This window comes from Rossellomorea sp. DA94 (genome assembly GCF_029834455.1).
GTDB classification, from domain to species: Bacteria; Bacillota; Bacilli; order Bacillales; family Bacillaceae_B; genus Rossellomorea; species Rossellomorea vietnamensis.
Genome location: NZ_CP122397.1, coordinates 2,657,218 through 2,674,426, shown reverse-complemented (window position 1 = coordinate 2,674,426; position 17,209 = coordinate 2,657,218). Strand labels below are relative to the sequence as shown.

Annotated in this window: 23 protein-coding genes; 18 read left to right on the top strand and 5 right to left on the bottom strand. The window is 42.3% G+C overall.

Going from position 1 to position 17,209, the window contains the following annotated elements; genetic code table 11:
• Positions 1–11: 11 nt before the first annotated feature.
• The 6 genes from P8596_RS13905 to P8596_RS13880 all read left to right on the top strand — a co-directional run bounded on the left by P8596_RS13905 (position 12) and on the right by P8596_RS13880 (position 5,308).
• On the top strand, positions 12–1,277 hold the full coding sequence (locus P8596_RS13905) for a peptidase (protein ID WP_279724166.1): 1,266 nt from the start codon (positions 12–14) through the stop codon (positions 1,275–1,277).
• Positions 1,278–1,514: 237 nt separating this feature from the next.
• Positions 1,515–2,348, top strand: a complete 834-nt coding sequence (gene ablB, locus P8596_RS13900) for a putative beta-lysine N-acetyltransferase (protein WP_279724165.1) — start codon at positions 1,515–1,517, stop codon at positions 2,346–2,348.
• Between the two features lie 53 nt (positions 2,349–2,401).
• Entirely contained in the window at positions 2,402–3,829 is a 1,428-nt protein-coding gene (gene kamA / locus P8596_RS13895; RefSeq protein WP_224519702.1) for a lysine 2,3-aminomutase, read from the top strand.
• Positions 3,822–4,112 (top strand): YokU family protein, encoded by a 291-nt coding sequence (locus P8596_RS13890; RefSeq protein WP_224519703.1) that lies wholly within the window; start codon positions 3,822–3,824, stop codon positions 4,110–4,112. The genes kamA and P8596_RS13890 overlap by 8 nt, the downstream gene beginning before the upstream one ends.
• A gap of 103 nt (positions 4,113–4,215) precedes the next feature.
• Positions 4,216–4,440: a YozE family protein gene (locus P8596_RS13885; RefSeq protein ID WP_279724164.1), complete on the top strand. Its 225-nt coding sequence runs from the start codon at positions 4,216–4,218 to the stop codon at positions 4,438–4,440.
• 208 nt (positions 4,441–4,648) lie between these two features.
• Positions 4,649–5,308, top strand: a complete 660-nt coding sequence (locus P8596_RS13880) for a germination protein YodN (protein ID WP_034758621.1) — start codon at positions 4,649–4,651, stop codon at positions 5,306–5,308.
• Here P8596_RS13880 and P8596_RS13875 read toward each other — a convergent pair.
• Positions 5,292–5,462, bottom strand: coding sequence for a hypothetical protein (locus tag P8596_RS13875; RefSeq protein WP_156029996.1), 171 nt, complete (start codon positions 5,460–5,462; stop codon positions 5,292–5,294). The two genes, P8596_RS13880 and P8596_RS13875, sit on opposite strands and share 17 nt — an antisense overlap.
• A gap of 124 nt (positions 5,463–5,586) precedes the next feature.
• On the opposite strand from P8596_RS13875, the gene P8596_RS13870 reads away from it, so the two are divergent.
• A complete protein-coding gene (locus P8596_RS13870) occupies positions 5,587–5,763 on the top strand; it encodes a YozD family protein (RefSeq protein WP_079531952.1) in 177 nt (58 codons plus the stop codon).
• A 124-nt stretch (positions 5,764–5,887) separates the two neighbouring features.
• On the opposite strand, the gene P8596_RS13865 is transcribed toward P8596_RS13870, so the two are convergent.
• Positions 5,888–6,979: a DUF2515 family protein gene (locus P8596_RS13865; RefSeq protein WP_279724163.1), complete on the bottom strand. Its 1,092-nt coding sequence runs from the start codon at positions 6,977–6,979 to the stop codon at positions 5,888–5,890.
• A 373-nt stretch (positions 6,980–7,352) separates the two neighbouring features.
• On the opposite strand from P8596_RS13865, the gene P8596_RS13860 reads away from it, so the two are divergent.
• Both P8596_RS13860 and P8596_RS13855 read left to right on the top strand, forming a co-directional pair.
• On the top strand, positions 7,353–8,123 hold the full coding sequence (locus P8596_RS13860) for a sporulation protein (RefSeq protein ID WP_279724162.1): 771 nt from the start codon (positions 7,353–7,355) through the stop codon (positions 8,121–8,123).
• Positions 8,124–8,220: 97 nt separating this feature from the next.
• Positions 8,221–8,541, top strand: a complete 321-nt coding sequence (locus tag P8596_RS13855) for a YodL domain-containing protein (RefSeq protein WP_224519707.1) — start codon at positions 8,221–8,223, stop codon at positions 8,539–8,541.
• 71 nt (positions 8,542–8,612) lie between these two features.
• Here P8596_RS13855 and P8596_RS13850 read toward each other — a convergent pair whose 3' ends face one another.
• Both P8596_RS13850 and P8596_RS13845 read right to left on the bottom strand, forming a co-directional pair.
• Positions 8,613–8,756 (bottom strand): hypothetical protein, encoded by a 144-nt coding sequence (locus P8596_RS13850; protein ID WP_167562123.1) that lies wholly within the window; start codon positions 8,754–8,756, stop codon positions 8,613–8,615.
• A gap of 17 nt (positions 8,757–8,773) precedes the next feature.
• Positions 8,774–8,896 carry a hypothetical protein gene (locus tag P8596_RS13845; protein ID WP_263497516.1) on the bottom strand — a complete coding sequence of 41 codons (123 nt, stop codon included), beginning with the start codon at positions 8,894–8,896 and terminating at the stop codon, positions 8,774–8,776.
• A 131-nt stretch (positions 8,897–9,027) separates the two neighbouring features.
• Between P8596_RS13845 and deoD the strand changes: the two genes are divergently transcribed.
• From deoD to P8596_RS13820, 5 genes are all read left to right on the top strand, one after another.
• Positions 9,028–9,732 (top strand): purine-nucleoside phosphorylase, encoded by a 705-nt coding sequence (gene deoD / locus P8596_RS13840; protein WP_034758629.1) that lies wholly within the window; start codon positions 9,028–9,030, stop codon positions 9,730–9,732.
• A 148-nt stretch (positions 9,733–9,880) separates the two neighbouring features.
• A complete protein-coding gene (locus tag P8596_RS13835) occupies positions 9,881–10,726 on the top strand; it encodes a M15 family metallopeptidase (protein WP_224519708.1) in 846 nt (281 codons plus the stop codon).
• A 178-nt stretch (positions 10,727–10,904) separates the two neighbouring features.
• Positions 10,905–11,492 carry a YitT family protein gene (locus P8596_RS13830; RefSeq protein WP_279724161.1) on the top strand — a complete coding sequence of 196 codons (588 nt, stop codon included), beginning with the start codon at positions 10,905–10,907 and terminating at the stop codon, positions 11,490–11,492.
• Between the two features lie 117 nt (positions 11,493–11,609).
• Positions 11,610–13,070: a lmo1851 family serine protease gene (locus P8596_RS13825; protein ID WP_254651701.1), complete on the top strand. Its 1,461-nt coding sequence runs from the start codon at positions 11,610–11,612 to the stop codon at positions 13,068–13,070.
• Positions 13,071–13,205: 135 nt separating this feature from the next.
• Positions 13,206–14,144, top strand: coding sequence for an LCP family protein (locus P8596_RS13820; protein WP_279724160.1), 939 nt, complete (start codon positions 13,206–13,208; stop codon positions 14,142–14,144).
• Here P8596_RS13820 and P8596_RS13815 read toward each other — a convergent pair.
• Positions 14,132–14,857 carry an AlbA family DNA-binding domain-containing protein gene (locus P8596_RS13815; RefSeq protein ID WP_279724159.1) on the bottom strand — a complete coding sequence of 242 codons (726 nt, stop codon included), beginning with the start codon at positions 14,855–14,857 and terminating at the stop codon, positions 14,132–14,134. The genes P8596_RS13820 and P8596_RS13815 overlap by 13 nt on opposite strands.
• 201 nt (positions 14,858–15,058) lie before the next feature.
• On the opposite strand from P8596_RS13815, the gene P8596_RS13810 reads away from it, so the two are divergent.
• The 4 genes from P8596_RS13810 (at position 15,059) to P8596_RS13795 (ending at position 17,188) form a co-directional block, all read left to right on the top strand.
• Positions 15,059–15,979 (top strand): CobW family GTP-binding protein, encoded by a 921-nt coding sequence (locus P8596_RS13810; protein ID WP_224519712.1) that lies wholly within the window; start codon positions 15,059–15,061, stop codon positions 15,977–15,979.
• Between the two features lie 27 nt (positions 15,980–16,006).
• A complete protein-coding gene (locus P8596_RS13805; RefSeq protein ID WP_229592525.1) occupies positions 16,007–16,300 on the top strand; it encodes a hypothetical protein in 294 nt (97 codons plus the stop codon).
• Between the two features lie 12 nt (positions 16,301–16,312).
• Positions 16,313–16,672, top strand: a complete 360-nt coding sequence (locus P8596_RS13800) for a DUF2085 domain-containing protein (RefSeq protein ID WP_279724158.1) — start codon at positions 16,313–16,315, stop codon at positions 16,670–16,672.
• A gap of 138 nt (positions 16,673–16,810) precedes the next feature.
• Entirely contained in the window at positions 16,811–17,188 is a 378-nt protein-coding gene (locus P8596_RS13795) for a MarR family winged helix-turn-helix transcriptional regulator (RefSeq protein ID WP_051758245.1), read from the top strand.
• The last annotated feature ends 21 nt before the right edge of the window (positions 17,189–17,209 follow it).

Below are 17,209 nucleotides of genomic sequence, written 5' to 3'. Positions count from 1 at the left end.
GAGGAATTCAAATGGATACTCATCGCCTCATAAAAGATAAAATAGAAGAAAAAAAGAAAAGGACGATCAAGCTTCTGCAAAGACTGGTCCAGGAAGATAGTGTCAGGGGAAACGAATCAAAGGCACAGGCAATCATCATAGAGAAATGCAGAAAGCTCGGATTGGATCTGGACATTTGGGAAATAAAAGAGACTGATATCAAGCATCATCCCTTTTACAAATGTGACCGGACTAATTTTAAAGGTAATCCCAATGTGGTAGGGGTTTTAAAAGGCACAGGCGGCGGAAAGAGCCTTCTTTTAAATGGACATATCGATGTTGTACCGGAAGGGGATAGAAGAGATTGGATTCACGATCCCTATAGCGGACTCATCGAGGACGGGAAGCTTTACGGGCGGGGAGCAACGGATATGAAAGGCGGTTCGGTCGCTTTGCTACTCGCCATCGAAGTGATACAGGAGTTGAATATTCCTTTAAAGGGAGATGTGATCTTTCAAAGTGTCATAGAAGAGGAAAGTGGGGGAACGGGTACCTTAGCCACATTGACTAGAGGCTATAAGGCGGATGCTGTCATCATTCCTGAGCCGACCAATATGAAGATCTTCCCTAAACAGCAAGGATCCATGTGGTTTCGCCTAAAGGTAAAAGGAAAATCTGCACACGGGGGAACGAGGTATGAAGGGGTAAATGCAATAGAGAAAGCATATAAGGTCATTGGAGTTCTTCAGGAATTGGAGAATGTACGTAACGAGAGGGTGGATGATCCATTGTATCGGAATATTCCCATCCCGTTACCCGTTAATATCGGAAGAATCGAAAGTGGGAAATGGCCATCTTCCGTTCCTGATACGGCTATCATTGAAGGCAGGATAGGAGTCGGACCCTGGGAGACACTCCATGAAGTCGAACAGGAATTCACAACTGAAATTTCCAAGCTGAAATCAATCGATCCATGGTTTGATGAACACCCTGTCGAGGTGGAATGGTTTGGCGGGCGCTGGCAGCCAGGCAACCTTCCAAGTGACCATGAATTAGTTAACACCCTGTCGCTGCATGCTAAGCAGGTAATGTCGTCTGAGCCGATCATTGAAGCCTCACCCTGGGGAACGGATGGGGGGATTTTGTCTCAAGGAGGCAATATGCCTGTGGTGATTTTTGGACCGGGCACAACCCAAGTGGCCCATAATGCAAATGAATACATCGAATTAGAGAGGGTTTACCAATCGGCTGAAATTTTTTCTCGATTTATGATCGATTGGTGTAATAAACCCTCATGATTTCTATCCCAATGGGGTAGAAGGTAATAAGATGCTATACTCATTCGCCTGAGAGAGGATTAGTCATGACCCGGACACACCAGGACAAAAGAACGAAGTCAAACACCCACCCCTTTCTTCACCCTTAGACAGGAACAACTCACTTGATTCAAGTATGAGGTTGTTCCCTTTTTATGGTGGTTTGTTTCATAACTTATCTCATGCCTTCATATGTTTGTTAAAAAGGGGCTTAAAAGAATGCAAACATATGAATATATACAACAACCAAAAGTGGAAGCGACCATTTATAAAGATGATTATAATCGTAGACTCCGGGTGGATGAATTCAGGGGGAATGCAGGAAGGCTATTGGAGCTCATGGTGAATATTGCTGAGACCCATCAGTTCGAAAAGTTCATTGTGAAGGCAAAGTCAAATCAGGTTGCCCACCTGATAGAAAAGGGATTTATTGTAGAGGGGGGAGTAAACGGTTACTTTAGGGGAGACAGTGCTTTCTTTATGAGTAAATTTCTGACGGATGATCGAAGGAATAGTTCTTTTTGGAGAAAAGAGGATGACATTCTTCAAGCGGTTCAACAGCTGGATAGTAAAACCATGGAAGGATCAGGATTGATATCTGTAGCCACCGGTGGGCACGCAGAGAAATTAGCAGATCTCTATCAAGAAGTGTTCACGCTATATCCTGTACCATTACAAGATCCCGATTATATAAAAGAATCCATGAAAAATGGGACAATCTTTGTATATATCGAGGAGGATGGAAGGATCATCAGCGCCGCTTCTGCTGAAATATCTGCAACCAACAAGAATGCTGAACTAACGGATTGTGCTACGAGATCTTCTCATCGTAAAGGCGGGTATATGAAGCATCTGCTGACGAAGCTTGAGGATGAATTAGTGAAACAGAACATTTTTTGCGCTTATACGATTGCCAGAGCACTTTCATTTGGGATGAATGCTGCATTCCACCAGCTTGGGTACAGATATGGTGGGAGACTTGCGAATAACTGCATCATCTTTGACAAAATGGAAGATATGAACATTTGGGAGAAGGATTTAAGTGAAAGGTAGAAGGATTCTCCTGGTCTTGTGGAACGAAACTTTCTGGAAAGTTGGTGGAATAGATGAAAATGAATCTCTATAAACCAAAAAGGGATTGGAAGGATATTGAGCTTTGGAAAGATGTCACGGATGAACAATGGAATGACTGGTTATGGCAGCTGACAAACACAATCAGAACCCTTGATGACTTAAAGAAAGTGGTGAACTTGACGCCGGAGGAAGAAGAAGGGGTCAAAATTTCAACCAAGACCATTCCGTTGAATATCACTCCTTACTATGCATGGCTGATGAATGAGGATGACCCCCGCTGCCCGATCCGGATGCAATCCGTTCCGATTGGCCAGGAGATCCATAAAACAAAGTATGACCTGGAAGATCCTTTGCATGAAGATGAGGATTCACCGGTACCGGGGTTAACGCACAGATACCCGGACAGGGTGTTATTCCTCGTCACCAATCAATGTTCCATGTACTGCAGATACTGTACGAGAAGGAGGTTTTCCGGGCAGATCGGAATGGGTGTCCCGAAGAAGCAGCTTGACGCGGCCATTGAATATATAAGGGAAACGCCGAGCGTAAGGGACGTCCTGCTTTCCGGCGGGGATGGTCTCTTGATCAATGATCAAATACTCGAGTATATATTAAAGAACCTGAGGGACATCCCCCATGTCGAGATCATCCGGATCGGAACGAGGGCTCCTGTCGTGTTTCCACAACGGATCACTGAAAACCTGTGTAATATATTAAAGAAATACCATCCGGTTTGGTTAAATACTCACTTCAATACATCCATTGAAATTACGGAAGAGTCCAAAAAGGCATGTGAGATGCTTGTGAATGCAGGGGTTCCTGTAGGGAATCAAGCTGTGATCCTGGCTGGCATCAATGACAGCGTTCCAATCATGAAGAAACTTATGCACGATCTGGTTAAAATTCGCGTGCGCCCGTATTATATTTATCAATGTGACCTATCGGAGGGAATCGGTCATTTCAGGGCACCTGTCAGCAAAGGGCTTGAAATCATTGAAGGATTGAGGGGACACACATCGGGTTACGCCGTACCGACCTTCGTGTTGGATGCTCCCGGAGGCGGAGGGAAAATATCCCTTCAACCGAATTACCTGATATCCCAAAGTGCTTCGAAAGTGGTCGTAAGGAATTTCGAAGGCGTCATTTCCACCTATCCGGAACCGGAGGAATACGTAGCAGGAAGGGCGGATGAATACTTTAAAGAAGTTTATCATGATGAAGAAATCAATGAACCTACCATAGGGATCGCTGGATTGATGAATCAGACACATTCCTCTCTTACACCTGCAGGTCTCAAGCGTTTGGAACGTCGCAAGGAATATCAGGAGAACCCGGATCATAACTCTCTCAAGGACTTCAGGGGAAAAAGGGATCAGCTGAAGGAAAAGAAGCATAAAGCGATGCTTTCAAAAATGAATCAGGACAAAAATGATGATAAGGAAGAAACCATCAATGGCTGAAAATACGGTGAAACTGTGCGAATGGTGTGAAGAGAACACGGCTCATGCTCATCAGTCAAGTGTGTATTGGGAGCTGCCCGATGGCTCACGGGCGGTTCAGATTGCGAATGTCCCGAGCCTCTCTTGCAGTCATTGCGGGATGGACTATCAAGAGGAATCCATCATCAATGAAATCGAGGACCAACTGATGCTGATTGATACGAGGGTAATTGATAAAGTGATTTCTTATAAAGAGCTAATGGCTCTTCCCCGCTTACTTAAGAAGAATTATTTTCGGTTTTAGCAGGTAGAGGCACCGATATGCTCTCTTTTGATGCAAACACTTTACGAATTCATCTTCTTCCGCTATCCTTTTAGAAAAGAAAGAACGAGGGCAGGTGGAAGAGATGAGAAAATCCTTTTATCATTATTTGATGAAATACAGGCAACCTACTGCCAAGGATGATATAACCCGATTTGCGAATTCAGCTTATGATGATCACAGCTTTCCGAAACAGTCCGGGCAATACCATGAAATCAGCTCCTATCTCGAAATGAATGGGCACTACCTTGAAAACATGTCCATCTTCGACATGGCCTGGGACCAGTACCAATTAGAAGAAAAAGATTAACGATAATCCAAGCCAACGGACTGACATTTGTTTCCCGCAAACGTCGGTCCTTTTTTAAAAAGTCCCGCGGTATGCTTATTGATTTGTTTTTTGGCCATTACATGAAAACATTTCTTACCCTAAAGAAAAGATAGTCAGGGATTTCGTGTATACCGATATGATTGTTATTGCATATCATATAAAAAAGGCGATTAAGGGTGAGGGGAGAATGAAGAAACGAAAAGAGCCTAGATTCAGAGTTGGGGAAACGGTAGTCGTTACAATCTATGGTACCGTCGGGAAAATCACAGACATTAAAAAGATTGACGGAGAGTTTTTATATGAGGTCAACGAAAGTGAAGGGTTATTCAAGGAAAAAGCATTAGAACTGCTTGATTCTTATGATGGATATATTTTTGAACAGGAACAGATCGATATTGAATACAAATTTCTGTTTGGTGACCTTGTCCTTGTAAAGGGATACGAAGAGGATCTCTTTAAAGTGGTGGGTTTCAGAACAGAGATATGGCGATATAAAGATGATGCATGGGAAGACGTGATCTATGAATTAATGAGGATCACGGATGGGGAATGGCTGGAGGCGGACGAAGATGAAATTACCCTGGTTGCCGATGAAGAGCAGGCGGAAGCTTTCATAAAGAAATATGGATTTGTCTTCCCGCAAAAAAAAGAAGGTAAATCCAAATCTCTCCATTCACCTGCATTTCCAAAGCCAACCTGGATTGATCAGCTCCTTGATCATTACAATGACTACAAAACACTGTATCTATTATTCAATGATAGTAAATACAAGAATAAAATGGATTATGTGTTAGAACAGTTGAAGAATCATACAAACACACAGTCTATCGTCAAAGAGAAGGAATAAGCCACATAATATATAGAAAAACCGGGACGCTTATGACCAGGAATGATAATAGTATGACACGAAGGATCCATTGCATGCCTGAAACAATGATCCCTTCTCCATTTTCCAGGTCTCTTACCATCGATTTCGTTTTTTGGGTAAATGTATGTAACATACTATCCGCTCCTCTACCTTTGATGATAAAGTCTATGCTTGTCTTTAAAGTGTTATGAAAACTTTTTTTCCTGGCATAACCGGGATAGTATTGTCATAAATTGAGAATCAAAGGGGGCGATCACATGCGGGAGATAGAAGTCTTTATCGACACCGAGGAAATTGCTGAGTTCTTTATGAAAGAACTGATCCAAAGAGGATATGCACCATCAGAAGATGAGCTGGAAGAAATAGCGGACATCACATTCGAGTATCTGATTGCCAAATGTATCATTGATGAAGAATGGGAAGATGAGGTTTAGATTCTATTCACCCATCGATCTGGATTTCAATTAGTATGCCAACGACCATTCATATAACGGGGATTGACTCTGATGTGTCGCCCATACCTTCATGTATGAAGGAAGGGGGGCACATTATTTTGTGTCAATCCCTCTTTAGTTTCAAAAGAATAGTCGTTCTTGCCTTCCATTTACGGGTCATAGAAAATCGATGAGGGTTCGTCATCGTCAAAAGGGGAGACATCACATCAATCGGTTGCTCTCTAAACCAATCCGGCGACGAAGGATCTTCATAATGAATATTTTCCCAGACGGCTCTTAGCTCGGGGCTGAATAAATGCTTTCTTTTCTTCACAGTTGAGTAAATATGCGGCCAATAATCTTCCCTGGATCCCGTATGAGGATGGTGAAGGGAGAAAGATAATGCAGTGGGGTAAACATTCGGATGGAATAATACTCTATATAATTTCTTGCCTAATTGTATTCTGCGATCCACTTTCTCAAAGTGGGAAACGGAAAGGCCGGCCAGGGAGAATGGGGACTGCTTGCCATAAGGGAAAAGGATGGAAGTGAATTCAAGCCGGTCCTGTAGAAAAAACTTCCACTTTTCAATTCCCATATTAAGCTCGGGACTGGATAATATCTTGTTTTGAATCAGGTGCTGCTCATTCATAATGAGTGCGGTGGTCAATACTGGGTGATTCCCTGTCTTGAGATAATCTGCCCATAGCTTCCGCATGAATATTGAAACGTTGAACTTTTTCAGGAGGTGAAAGGAGTGGCGGCCGGTTAATTTCCAGTTTTCATAAAGTAATAGTTGAGGATACGCGTCTTCAAAGATAGCTGCATTACATTGCTCCAGGAACTCGAATAGAGATTGTTGTTCGGTGTGACTCATTAGATGTGAGAGCAGATCGTTCTGGATATCTGTCATATGATAACCGGCATTTCTCGATACCATGTGGGCAAGAAAGGACCAGTGCAGTTCAGGGTGTCTTTTGAATAAATCAAGATAGGAAGAAGTTCTTGTCAGGTTATTGACATTGCCTTTTTTCACTTTGATGAAAATCTCCTCGAACAAAGCTTGCTCTTCAGGAAAATAGACATAAGGGACCGGTTCCTGCTTCATTTCGCCGTAAAGCCTGTTAACCGCCTGAACATCAAGAAGGGGGGAAATATTCAATTGTTTACCCGGTTTGAATAGGTTTGAGATGACTTGAAACGGTGAATAACCCAAGTAATCACACCTCTCAAAAAAAATGAAAAATATTCTCTCGTGTGAAACTAAACTTGAGGTGAATCGTATATAGATACATATATAGAAACACTTCTTGATTAACTCCTTTACAAGAAGTTATTTTCTAATCACGTCCAATATTCGGGAATGGAAGGGATGCACTGAAACTTTATCTTCCCCGCATCTTTAGGAATTGTTATAGCAAGAAGGAAAAAAGTGTTTGGTGGAAGAATTCCTTAAAAGTAGATTTATAATGTAGATTTGTAATCTTGAAAAGAGGGAACGAAGAAAATCATGTAGGATCTAAGTCTACCGGGGATTTATTAAAGGGATTGAAATATTTCACAACCAATAAACGAGGAGGAATTTTCATATGTCATTTTTTAATAAAGTATTTGCTTCAATCGGTATTGGAGCAGCATCAGTGGATACGAAATTGGAGAAATCAAGCTACGTTGCTGGGGAGACGGTAAACGGGGTGGTGGAAATTACGGGGGGAAGTACGGAGCAGAGTATCGATGCCATCTATTTAACCCTTTTCACTACATATATTCGTGAATCGGATGACAAGAAATATACAGATTACGCACCGATTCAGAAAGTGCAAATATCCAATCCATTCACCGTTTTGGAAAATGAAAAAAAAGATTTTCCATTTACCTTCACCCTGCCCTTTGAAACCCCGATCACATATGGGAACACCAGGGTATGGGTAGCCACAGGGGTCGATATTAAAAATGCAGTGGATCCAAAAGACAAAGACTATATTGAAATCGTGCCGAATCAGTTGACGAATGCCGTCCTGACTTCTGTAGAGCAACTCGGCTTCAGAATTCGTACAGTGGAATGTGAAGAGGCGCCGAAACGTTACAGAGGGAGATATCCTTTTATTCAGGAGTTTGAGTTTGTACCGGTAAATGGACCATATCAGCGTAATTTGGATGAACTTGAAGTGATGTTCCTGAATCAAACGGAAGACCGGGTGGACCTGCTTCTGGAAGTGGACAGACGGGCGAGGGGACTGGGTGGGTTCCTGGCTGAAGCTCTCGAAATGGATGAATCCATGGTCAGACTGACCATAAGCTCGTCCGATGTCCCCCATTTAGCATCGAAACTTCAACAAGCCATCGACAAATTTGCGTAAAATACTCCATTCGACAAAGATTCCTATGATTCTGTGAAGGATTCGACACGCAGTTTGTGTAATTGTATGAGTACAACATAATGACGGAGGGGTGCTCATGCCATTACTTGAAAAAATCATTCGTCCAAAGCTTTTGAGATCGACTTATGACGTGACCATTTTCCAAACCCCTAAATATGGGGAGGATAAAGGGTACGAAAAGGTTTATCGTATCTCGGTTGAAGCAAATAACCATGAAGAAGCCCTGTATCAGACATTTAGAACGTTTAATGTACCAGACTTGATTCCAAAGGATTATCAAGGCAGATATATTGCTACACGTGACATCGTTTTCATTGATGAAGGGCGGAGGGGCCATCATTATTATCGTCTCCAACCAAATGGATGGAAGCGGGTGAACCGGATCGTCATTCATTAGATAAAGTACTATTCGAAAAAAGGAAAGAATCTGCCTCACAGGCCGGATTCTTTCCTTTTTTATATAAGTCCTTACATATTATGTCCCGGACCATTTTTTCTATTTAGACCTGTGTTCTCTTTCCCGTGTGCATTATGCTCGGCATCCAATGCTTCTTTTGGGATATGATTATTTTTCTTAGGGGCATTGATTCTATTTCGGTGTTTTTTTCCCATCCATGTGTCCCCCTTTGTTATGATTTAAGCTTTTCTGTTCTTGAAGAAGTTGGTTGGGTCCCCGACCGGGTAGAAGGGTTGGTTTCATTTGCATGTTGTACTGCTTGCTTCAGTTTTTTGCTCATTTTTTCTTTAGTCATGTTCAATCACTCCTTCTGCCTTTATTTTGACCTCTCATTCATCATTCTATCCTTCCATTTCCTAGCGTTGCATATGTCCGGAAAAAGAATTACAATGGTCTTTCAACAGTCTTAATAGGAGGAATATTTAAGTGAGTATACATATTAATGCGAAAGAAAACGAAATTGCAGAAACAGTTCTTTTACCTGGGGATCCACTTAGAGCAAAGTATATTGCGGAAACGTTCTTAGAAGATGTAACATGCTACAACGAAGTCCGTAATATGTTTGGATACACGGGAACGTACAAAGGAAAAAGAATTTCGGTACAGGGAACTGGAATGGGTGTCCCGTCGATTTCCATTTATATCAATGAATTGATGCAGAGTTATAACGTTCAGAACTTGATTCGTGTCGGTACTTGTGGTGCCATTCAAAAGGACGTCAAAGTACGTGACGTCATCCTGGCTATGACTTCGTCCACTGATTCTCAAATGAATAAATTAACGTTCAACGGGATCGATTATTCTCCTACCGCGAACTTCGACCTTTTAAAACGAGCATACGATGCAGGGGTAGAAAAAGGTCTTAATCTGAAAGTCGGAAACGTATTCACTGCCGACATGTTCTACAATGACAATGCGGAGCATGAGAAGTGGGCTCAATATGGTATCCTTGCCATTGAAATGGAAACGTCCGCCCTTTACACATTGGCAGCCAAATATGGTCGAAATGCCCTTTCAGTTCTGACAGTAAGCGATCATATCCTGACAGGGGAAGAAACCTCTTCAGAAGAGCGTCAGACGACTTTCAATGAAATGATTGAAGTAGCTTTAGAAGCAGCCATTCAAGAATAATTTATAGAAGCAAAAGGAAAAAACTGCTTACAATCCCATGTCGGGTTTATAGGCAGTTTTTCATTTTGTGAAGTTTCTCCTGCTTACATATTGCCCCGGGCATGGTAAGATGGAGAATGGAACCATTATAGAGAAACTAGGTGAAAGTATGAAAAAGATCATCTTCATAACTGCTGCCTCCCTGGTTATGTTATCAGGTTGTTCGCAAGTGGAAGAGTGGTCAGACGAATTATTTGGCCAAAAACAGCAAGAGACACAGGAAAAAGAACCAAAGGTTCAAACGCCTGACAACGAACAGGATGAACAATCATTGCCGGAACAGCAGCCTGCCGAAGAAGCGGTACCTAAAGAGCTGCAATTAGAGTCCCAATACTTCAATGACGTAAAAGTCGTGGACGGAAAACAGGTTATTCAAAATCCATCCAATTTACTGGCATTGGTAAATAAGGAATATGCTTTAGATGAATATAAACCTGCCGATCTAGTCCGTCCAAACGTTCCATTCGTATTCGGGGATCAGGACCTTGAAAAAGCGCACCTCCGTAAAGAAGCGGCAGACCAGCTGGAAAAGATGTTCGCAGATGCCAAAGCTGGAGGGGTATTCCTGACAGCCATTTCAGGTTACCGTTCATACGAATACCAAAAAATGCTCCTTGATAGGGAAATAGCCCAATTCGGCGAAGAAAAGGCGGTCATGGCCGTTGCGCCTCCGGGACAAAGTGAGCATCAATCTGGATTGGCTATGGATATTTCCAGTCAAAGTAACCAATTTCAAGTGAACATAGAATTTGCTGATACGAAAGAAGGAAAATGGCTGGCAGAGAACGCATATAAGTACGGGTTCATTCTTCGCTATCCCGAAGATAAGGTGTCCATTACCCAATATCAATATGAACCTTGGCACTATAGATATGTCGGGATGGAAGCCGCTAAAGTGATTCATGAAAACGATTGGACACTTGAAGAATACTTTAATAATGTAAAGAAAATCTAATGATGATTAGGGGTCAGGGCCAACGGTTCCTGACCCTTTTTTAGATGGGGTTTTAAGGATTTCAAGTTCTTTCTGCTTTTAAAGTGGACGAATTCCGTTCCGCTTTGTTCTCTTTTATTGCGATTCCACATACAACAGTAAGAAGGGATGTCCAATTTGGAATGGGTGGGTGGATGGTATGATAAGGGTGTTCAGTATAATCATCATTGGCAGTATTTTCGTAGGTATAGGCATCAATCTATTTTTTGTCCCCCATCATTTTCTTGATGGGGGCATGATCGGGATCGGTTTGATTGCCCACTACTGGCTTGGTGTGAAACCAGGTCTTACCATCATTCTCCTGAGTATCCCCCTTTATCTGCTTGCCTTCTTTAAAGATCGAATCCTTTTTTATAACAGTATTCACGGCCTGTGGTTATCCTCTTTAATGATCGATTACTTTTATCAATGGCATACCCTCGTACATCTTCCCCAATTATTGAGTGCTTTTTTTGGAGGAGCTTTTGTCGGAATCGGAGTCGGCCTCATGCTAAGGGGGAATTCTGCTACAGGTGGATCTGACTTATTAGCACAATTAATTGGAAAGAGTTTTGGATGGAATGTGGGTAAGCTGATCTTCGCCTTTGATAGCATCGTCCTCATGGCAGGATTCCCCATTATTGGAATGGGACCATTTTTATATTCTTTGTTAGCGGTAAGCACGGTGGGGTTTTTTACGACGATTTTGACGCATCATAAGGGGGAAGATGGATTTTCCTTTCGCTAACATGGAAAAGCTGATAGAATGAAGAAGTTATGAGCTTAAGATTGCTCAGGGGAATGTTTCATGATATTCTAAACGAAAATTCACACAAGATACATAGCAACGAAAGTGGTGGAAGCTTTGGAACAAGATAAGACAGAACAGGCACAACAGGAAACCCAGTCAAGTTATATAAAAATGAAAAAATTCAAATTCGTCATGCTCTTATTTTTCCTTGTATTCCTAACGGCAGGAATTACAACATTTGCATTGGCGTTTGGAGATGAAAAAGCAGTTAACGTAGGGGTTACAGAACGCTCTGAATTTCAGAAGCTTTATGAAGCCTATGATAAGTTAAACCAGAACTATTACAAGGACCTGGATCAGGACAAACTTGTGAACGGTGCGATCAATGGGATGATCGATAGCGTCGGGGACCCCTATTCGGATTATATGAACGAAGAAGAGGCTAAGAAGTTCCAGGAAAGCATTTCTTCTTCGTTTGAAGGGATCGGAGCAGAAATTCAGGAGAAAGATGGTTACATATCCATCGTCTCTCCAATTAAAGGGTCCCCTGCAGAAAAAGCCGGCCTGCAGCCTAACGACATCATCACGAAGGTGGATGACAAAAGCATTCAGGGAATGTCTGTGACAGATGCCGTTCTTCTCATTCGTGGAGAAAAAGGGACAAAGGTAACGCTGACCATTCAACGGCCAGGTCAGGATAAACCGATGGAGGTAACCATCACCAGAGATGAGATCCCGATCGAAACGGTTTATGCTGAGATGAAAGATAATGGTGTAGCAGAAATCCAAATCACAAGTTTTTCAGAAAATACGTATAAAGAATTGACAGAAGCGTTAAATGAAATGAACGATAAAGGCATGAAGAAACTTGTTCTGGATCTTAGACAAAATCCGGGTGGATTACTTGATCAAGCTGTAAAGATCTCGAATCTGTTTGTACCTGAAGGTGAAGTCTTATTCCAGGTGAAAGACAGTAACGGTAAAGTGGAAAAGTATGTATCAGAATCAGGTCAGAAGGTAGAAGTCCCTACAGCCGTCCTGGTTGATGAAGGAAGTGCAAGTGCTGCAGAAATTCTTTCAGCAGCTGTAAGCGAATCCAATGATATACCTTTGGTTGGGACGAAGACATTCGGTAAGGGGACCGTCCAAACGGCCGAAACCTTCAAAGATGGCTCAAATATGAAGTTTACGACGGCTAAATGGCTGACGCCTAAAGGAAACTGGATTCATGAAAAAGGAATCAAGCCAGATGTCGAAGTGAAGATGCCTGATTATGCCCAGCTTCCTTATATCAACCCGGACAAGGAACTAAAGGAAGAAGATTTATCAGATTCTGTGAAAACAGCAGAGCAAATGCTCGAAGCTCTGGATTTAGATCCAGGGAAAGTAGACGGCTATTATGATGCAGATACAACGGCAGCCGTTAAGGAATTCCAAGGGGAGAACGACCTGGAAGTGACGGGCACACTGAACGGGGAAACCATCTTGAAGCTTATGACCGACCTAAGAGAAAAGCTGAAAGAAAACGACCCCCAACTGAAAAAAGCGATTGAAGTGTTAAACAAAGATCAATAAATCAGAGGTCTCAGGTGATATCACCTGGGATCTTTTTTTGTCCTGCAGCAGCGGCCGATTGCCGAATTGGTTTCTGAATCCTCGTATAGAATGTTCATTCCATACCAACAATGAAAGTATATATGAGGTGATTCAATGAAAAAGATAGTGTTAATCCTTTCAATCCTACTTTCTCTCTTTGTAGCGGTGAGCTGTTCTCCGATTTGGAAGGATGAAGGAGTGCCTGCTGTAGAAAAGGGGTCTACCCCGAAAAAAGTATTAAATACTTCCGATGGATCGGTTTTTCCTTTTACCCTTGATGAAAATAAGCAACCGGTAAACTTCCTCCTGATAGGTTCAGATCAGCGCGAAAATGAGCCTGCACGGGCTGACGTACTAATGGTTGCTCAATACTGGCCAGAGTCGTCGACTATTAAAATCGTTTCCATCATGAGGGATACATTCGTCGAGATTCCCGGTTATGAAAAGAGCAAGATCAATCACGCATATTCCTGGGGAGGGGAAGAATTATTAGCTGATACGATACAAAAAAACTTCGATCTGAACATACACCATACCATTAAAATTGATTTCAAAGAGTTCATCAGTATGATGGACCTTGTGTTTCCTGAAGGGGTACCGGTTACGGTGACAGAACCAATGATCGCTCACTGGAATTGGTCGAGAGAACCGGGTGAAAACGTACTGAAAGGAGAAGAAATTCTGCAATATGTAAGGTTCAGGGGGGATAGTCAGAACGACTTTGGGAGAGTGGAAAGACAGCAGGAGATCATGTCATTGGCAGAAAAGAGCCTGATGGAAAAAATGGAGACGGGTGAAGGGATGAAGACTCTTGTATCTCTCATCAGAGAGGGATTGAAAAACGTGGAAACCTCCACTCCTATAAGTGAGATTCTGAAATATGGGATGTCTGTCATGCTTCATCCAATCGACAAAGTGGATACGATCAGGATACCGGTTGAAGGAAGCTTCACTGATCTTAAGGCTGCCCGTGCAGGACTGGTCCTCGATATGGATGAACAAAAGAATCGGGAAGCCATCATGGATTTTCTTGGTTCAAGTCACCATGAATGAAATTCAGAAGAATCAAGGTCCAGGAACGATTCAATTTTTTTCATTTTCCTTATGATCAATTCGTGCAGATAGTCTTTATATTTCTGATCTTCTGCCAGATCATGTTCCGTATGAAGGATTTTTAAGTGCTCAAGGTGTTCCTTCAATGTTTTATCATCGCTGTCTGACCCTCCTGACTGCACTTTCCGGAGAATGACATCCACTAATTTGTCGTGAGTGGCTTCAATCGTCTTGGTTCCTTGCCTTGCATAAATTGCTCCATATCTCAATTCCCCCCTTGTGACAATGGAAGTGTAAGGAACGTACCTTGGATCATAATCGATGATAAGGACTTGGAATCGTTTAAGGCTCACCAATGGATGGGTGCTTTCAGGGAAAATGAAATCTTCGGTGCGATACCGCACATATTTAGGCAGCAGATGTTGGAGTTTATTATCAACATCTGCTTTATCGAGAAATTCTTCATCGGTCAGTCCTTTTAAATCGACTGATCCGTCATCAAATTGCATCACCCCGACGATGATACATCCACCTCCTGTATTGGAAATGGCAAGGATATGTTTTGCCATCTTGGTGAATTCGATCCAATCGGACTTGAAATCCACATAATCTGTTTCCCCTGTATTATGAAGTAACAGATCCTTCAATGTTTCATGAGAAGGATTCTTCAGGAAATCTCTAAGTTTAAGCGGAACAATCTTCTCATAATACATGAATCTTCCCACCTTTTACTGTTTCTTCAGGTATCAATACGACGGTACACAGCCATATTACATTCTATGCGTAAAAAAGTGGATAACGCTCATTAAACGAATAATTCTTCCCTGCCTATTGTCATCCATCGGTGATGTCCGTTGTGTTCCTATTCACTTTCTAATAAAATGTGTATAGGGATCATTGGAAAGGAAGATTACATGAAAAAAGATGTCTATATATTATCGGGATTTCTTGGCAGTGGAAAAACGACTTTACTTAAACAATTGCTGAAGTCCTTAAAGGATCATGATAAAAAACCCGCGGTGCTGATGAATGAATTAGGAAGTGTATCCATCGATAGTGATGCGGTTGATGATGACACAGCATTGCGTGAACTTCTTGATGGCTGTATTTGCTGTACCATTTCAGAAAAATTGGAGTCCCAGCTCCAGGAACTTCTACTGAACGAAGACTTTGATGTACTGGTCATTGAAACAACGGGTGCTGCACACCCAGTTGAGGTGGTCGATTCCATCCTGTCCCCTCTGTTTGCCGATCGTTTTGAATTCAGGGGTATCCTCACGGTGGTGGATGGTCTTCAATGGCGGAACAGGGGCGACTTCAGTCCGGCTGTCTTACATTTGATGAGAGAACAAATCCGTCATGCACAGTTCATCATTGCGAATAAAATGGACTTGCTGACTGAAATGGAGCAAGGGACATTCTCGTATGAACTACAACAATTGAATCAAAATGCCAAGGTGTATTTAACGAATTACTCTCAAGTGTCCATGAAAGATATTCTGTCTTTAAAAGCACAACAAGAAACACATACGTATGATCGAGCTTCCATTGGGGAACATCTGACTCTCCAAGCGGTAGTTTATACGTTCAGCGGAAAAGTGAGTGGAGAAGCCTTTGAGGAATGGGTGAAAAGCCAGCCTGATTCCATATACAGGATGAAAGGATACGTCCCTTTGAAAGGCAGGAACTATCCAACGTTGTTTCAGTACTCATACGGGATGCCCCTCTTTATGCCCGGAGATATGAAATACCCTACCAACTTCGTCATAATCGGAGAAAATTTACATAAAGAAGAAATAGTACAGTCTTTACAGAAGATTGACCTGACGGAGTAATTCTTAAGGGGGTAGGGGAGTCCTTATATGGTTTTCTTAATGTTTTGTGTGGAACTCATATTATTTATTGCGGGGGTTTACGGCTTAAGTGTTCATGAAACCTCACTGCAGCTGTTCATCTTCTCCGGCATGATCGTGGTCAGTATCCTGTTGTTCATCTGGACGATCGTCTATTATCAGCGCAAAAATCATGGCAGGCAAAGAACGAATGACTGTTGGGATTGCGCCATTTATTCCCCTGACTGCCTGCCCTCGCCAAGAGGGAATAAATTCGACTGCGATTCACCGGACTGTGACTGTACACCGGACTGCAGCCCATAGGAGGGGAATGAAGTGAAAGAATGGTATACCCTCTCCTTTATGCCGTGTCACAGAATACCGGAACGTTCACTGATTGTGAAGGGGAAGCAATTCCCGGTATGCTTCAGATGCATGGGAATACTCATGGGAATACTTTTGGGGATCCCGATCATCTGGCTTGTGGTTCCCTCCTTATCGTTTATCACTCTTGTGACGGCTGGTGTGCTGACTTTCCCCCTTTTAGCTGACGGGTTCACCCAGAAGTGGGGGTGGAGGAAGAGTACAAACATACTTCGATTGTTGACAGGTCTGTTGTGCGGAACGGGATTATCGATAGGGATCGTCCTTTTTTCCAAATGGGGAGTAGACATGATCATGACCATAACAAGATAAAACCATTGACAAGATCGAATAAAATGTATATTATTTAATAGTTAACTTAGTGAAGTATTTATTGAGTGTAAGAAAGGTCGATTTTTAGTGGGAAAAGAATTGTTCGAGCTAGAAGGACTGTTTAGGTCCGTGTTTAGAATGATGAAATCAGATATTCGAACCATCTTTGGAGAATTCATTTCAAATGGGGAGTTCCGGGTGCTTCAACTCATCAGGGAAAATGGTGCACTGAAATCCTCGGAAATTTCAAAGCGAATGGAAGTCTCTGCAAGTCACATTACGTCTATTACTGATACACTAGTTGAAAAAGGCTATATTACAAGACAACGATCCAATGAAGATCGTAGAGTCGTAGAGTTGGCGGTTACTCCTGAAGGAGTGGAAGTGCTGGCACAATGTGAAGAGAAGAAGTCGCACTATTTTCAGCAGTTATTCCAAACCTTTGAAAAAGAGGAGATCGAGCACCTGATCGAACTGTTCGAGAAACTGTTGAGTTCATCCGTTCGTAAGTCATAACGTGTTACAAGATAATGTCCT